The sequence below is a fragment of the Chryseobacterium sp. genome (genome assembly GCF_022712095.1).
Taxonomy (GTDB): Bacteria; Bacteroidota; Bacteroidia; order Flavobacteriales; family Weeksellaceae; genus Chryseobacterium.
In genome coordinates this window covers 1-4,902 of record NZ_JALAHD010000323.1, presented here as the reverse complement: position 1 = coordinate 4,902, position 4,902 = coordinate 1, and the positions used below count along the sequence as shown (strand labels likewise).

Sequence of the window (4,902 nt, the reverse complement as noted above, 5' to 3'; positions counted from 1 at the left end):
TTAAAATTAAAACAATTATTTAACTTATTTTACCAGAATATTAATAATTAAAAAAGCGACCTGTAAGTCGCTTTTTGTCACAATCACTTATCTAAAAGTGAATATTTTAAACCAATTACCTAATTAAGATAAAACTCATACTTATTAAGCAGTTGTATCTCTTTTATCAAATCACCATTCAAATCCACCGAATACTTCATGGACTGAAGTTCAATATGAGAATTTTCTTCTATATTTTTAATATAGAATTTAAATTTCTGTTCTCCTTTATTTTTATCCAATACTGTTCTGAAAAACTCAAGATCCTCTTTTCTGAAATCCATAACGTCCATTACCAAAGAAATACTTTTAGCAAATTTTTCAAAAGCATCTTTAAGCTCTATCACATCATTTACATTTACGAAAACCCTTCCATCCTTCACTTGCGCAAATTTTATTTTCAAAATCACGAATCGCTGCACTTCGAGCTTTTCTTTCAACCTCATATAATCCCTGTCTCCCAACCTGAAAGAATAAGATCCGGTATAGTCTTCCAATGTTAAAAACGCAACTTTTTCTCCGCTTTTAAATCCATCCTGAACCCTATATTCTGTAATAAGCCCCGCAACGGTATACTCTTTACCATTCTCTTTATCTTTCTGCTTTTGTCTCCAGTCTTTCTTTTCCTCAAACAATTCTGCAGGTTTATTAGCAAAAGCCTGTTCTTTATAAGCATCAACCTCATCAAGGTTTAAGAATCCAAAATTCCCTTTTGGCTCTGCTTTTTTACTCACTTCTTCTACAATTTCTTCTTCTCCCGTCAATAACTCATCCACGTCTATTACATCAGCTACTCCCGCTATTTCTTCTGTGGCTTCCTGTTCTAATATCGGATCTTCTTCTACCACAAGCTTTTCTTCATCTTTCTCCAACACTATATTTTTAGAAAGCTGCCCCTGCATAAACTGAAACTGATATTTGAATTCATCCAAAGGATGTGCTGATAAATAAAATCCTATAATTTCCTTTTCTTTATTAAGTTTATGCATATTAGGCCATTCCGGACAAGGCAGTAGCTTAGGTTGTTCAATCTGTACTTCTTCAGCGAAATCAGCAAATAAAGAATTCTCCATTTCATTAACGCTTTCCTGGAAGCTTTGTCCATAACGGATAAGTCTTTCCAGATTAGTTCTTCCTGCTGCATCAATATCAAAATATTGCCCTCTATGATAAGAATCCAGTTCATCAAAAGCTCCTGCCACTACTAAACTTTCCGCTACTCTTTTATTCATTTGAGAAGGCAGGATACGCTCAAAGAAATCATAAATATTTTTAAATCTGCCATTTTCTCTCTCCTTAGTAATGGCTTCACTTGGTCCTTCTCCAATCCCCTTTATTGCACCCAATCCAAAACGGATCTGCCCCTTCTCGTTTACCGAGAATTTATATTGAGATTCATTGACGTCAGGACCTAATACATCCACTCCCATACTTTTACAGTCTTCCATGAACATCGTAATTTGAGCGGTATTGTTAATGTTATTACTCATCACACTCGCCATATATTCTGCCGGATAATTAGCCTTCAAATAGGCTGTTTGATAAGCAATCAGTGCATAACAGGTCGAGTGAGACTTATTAAATGCATATTCAGCAAAAGCCTTCCAGTCATTCCATATTTTATTAAGGCGGTCTTCATCGAGGTTGTTCTTTTTTCCACCTTCTATAAATTTAGGGTACATTTTATTCAGAACGTCGATTTGCTTTTTCCCCATCGCTTTTCTCAATGTATCCGCTTCACCTTTTGTAAAGTTGGCAAGCTTCTGGGACAGCAGCATTACCTGTTCCTGATAAACTGTAATTCCGTAAGTTTCTTTTAAATACTCTTCAGTTTCCGGCAAATCATAAACGATTTCCTCAATACCATGCTTTCTGTTGATAAAGTTTGGAATATACTTGATCGGCCCTGGACGGTACAAAGCATTCATTGCGATAAGATCCGCAAAAACAGTCGGCTTAAGCTCTCGCATGTATTTTTGCATTCCGGGACTTTCATATTGGAATATTCCTACTGTACGGCCTTCCTTAAATAACTGATAGGTTTTAGTATCATCCAGTGGAATTTCATCTGGATTGATATCTACACCATGCCTTTCTTTAACCAGTTTTAAAGCATCTTTAATAATAGTCAGAGTACGAAGTCCTAGGAAGTCCATTTTCAGAAGTCCGGCACTTTCCGCCACGGAGTTGTCAAACTGAGAGACTAAAATATCCGCATCTTTGGCTGCAATAGTTACAGGAACAAGGTTACTTACCTCCTCAGGAGTAATAATCACTCCACAGGCATGGATTCCAGTATTACGGATACATCCTTCCATTTTTCTAGCACTTGCCAAAACATCGAAACGAGGATCTTCAGGACTATCCAACACCAATCTCATTTCATCTACTAAAAGCTGTTCTTCAGGCTTCAGCTTGTCATATTTTGCCAATGCTTTAGCAATATTCATTCCCGGAGTTGACGGAATCAGCTTTGCAATATTATTAGTATCAGGAATCGATACATCCAAAACTCTTCCCGCATCTTTAATCGCTGACTTACCCCCTAAAACGGAATAGGTAATAATCTGTGCAACCTGGCTTTGCCCGTATTTTTCAATTACCCATTTGATAATCCTGTCACGCCCTTCATCATCGAAGTCAATATCGATATCCGGCATAGAAATCCTTTCCGGATTTAAAAATCTCTCAAATAGTAAATCATACTTAATAGGGTCTACATTGGTAATCCCGATACAATACGCTACCGCAGATCCTGCTGCTGACCCCCGGCCGGGACCTACCCAAACTCCCATTTTACGGGCCTCATTACAGAAATCCTGTACAATAAGGAAATACCCCGGATATCCGGTATTGGCAATTACATCCAGCTCAAAGTCTAAACGTTCTTTTATATCATCTGTAATTCCAGTATCTTGATATCTTTTCTTCGCTCCTTCATACGTTAAATGGGTCAGATAAGCCATTTCCCCTCTTTTTCCTCCATCTACCTCATCCTGGGCATCTATAAATTCTTCAGGAATGTCAAACTTCGGCAAGAGTACGTCTCTTTTCAATGTATAAGGACTGAATTTTCCTAAAAATTCTTCATATGCATCAAATGCATCAGGATAAGCAAGAAAAGCTTCTTTAATCTCATCAGATGACTTTATATAATACTCTCCCGTAGGAAGCCCCCTTCTCTTACCAAATCCCTTACCTACAGGAGTAGATAACTTTTCTCCATCTTTGATACAGCTTACAATATCCTGAATATTAGCATCATCTTTATTGGTATAGAAAGTTTCATTTTGTGCTAATATTTTCACATTATATTTATCCGCAAAATACAACAAAACCTCATTTAAGTGTTCTTCTTCAGGCAATTTATGATTTTGGAGCTGAACATAAAAATCATCTCCGAAAGTATCTTTCCACCATTTGAAAAGCTCTTCCCCTTTCTGCTCCCCCGTATTCAGAATCGCATCGGGAATATCACCATAAATACCCGATGTTAAAGCGATAACCCCCTCTTTATACTCAGCAATCAATTCCCTGCTGATCCTCGGAACTCCAAAATAAAACCCTTTCAAAAACCCGATACTTGATAATTTAGCAAGGTTTTTATAGCCATTAAAATCTTTCGCTAAGAGAATAACCTGCGTTCTTCTATCAGGATCATCTTTTGTAAACTGCTTCTGCTCATATCGGTCAGAGATATAAAACTCGCACCCTACCACAGGGATCAAAGGTTCGGAAACGGGTTCAGCATCTTTAAAATCCTGACCACTTTCTTCTGCTTCTTGTTTTTTGGCCAGATATTCTTTATGTTTTTTAGCTCTGTCTGAATTAGCCGATTCTACCGCAGAAACGAATTTAAAAGCACCCATCATATTTCCCAGATCCACCATTCCGACCGCCGGAAAATTATCTTCGGAAGCTTTATTGATAAGATCAGAAATACTTGAAGTTGCCGTTAATGTTGAAAAAACACTATGATTATCAAAATTGAAATATTTTCCTAAATCTATTTCATCAATACTTCCAAAATCAGCCTGTTTCTTTTTATTATGGAAGTCAGCGACCTGCCTTCTGATAACAATACCAAAAGGTTTAATCGGATCAGGGTGTAAGGTCTTGAAGTACTTTAACTGATCTTCAGAAATCTTTAAAACTTCAGAAGGAATAATTCCTATTCTCATCATTTCAAAGAAAACCTGTGCCGTGGCATTTACGTCAGCCGCCGCATTATGGGCTTCATCAAATTTATTACCGTATAATTTCTCATAAAGCTCTTCAAGTTTAGGAGATTTATATCTTCCCCCTTTTCCACCACCCAGCTTACAATAATCTGTTCCAAGAATCATCGTATCAGCTTTTGGTTTTTTCTGAAGATTATCATTTATATTTTTCCTGTAAAATTCTGCACCGACAATATTGTAATCAAATTCTACATTATGTCCGGAAACCACTCTCACTCTTTCCAAAACCTTAGAAAATTCTTCAAGAATTTCCTGAAGATCCCGGCCTTCTTCATTGGCTATCTTGGTAGTAATACCATGAATCCTCGCTGCATTAAAGGGAATATCATAACCTTCAGGCTTTATTATATAGTCCTGATTTTCAATTAAATTACCATCATCATCATGCAACTGCCATGCAATCTGAACCATTCTTGGCCAGTTATCCGAATCGGAAAGCGGAGCATTAAAGTTTTTAGGTAAACCAGTAGTTTCAGTGTCAAAAATTAAATACATGTATCTTATCCCAGTTTAAGAAATGAAATGTAAAGTTACTTCAATTTTTTCTAATTATTTAAATGAAGCCACTATCATTATTTTAGTTTTTAACATTATAAAACAGAGCTGCCAATAGTGATACAAC

1 protein-coding gene is annotated in these 4,902 nt (G+C 36.6%); it reads right to left on the bottom strand.

Translation table 11 applies throughout. The features are described from left to right. Positions 1-119 precede the first annotated feature (119 nt). Entirely contained in the window at positions 120-4,775 is a 4,656-nt protein-coding gene (dnaE, locus tag Q0A18_RS16455; protein ID WP_292011242.1) for a DNA polymerase III subunit alpha, read from the bottom strand. Positions 4,776-4,902: the final 127 nt, after the last annotated feature.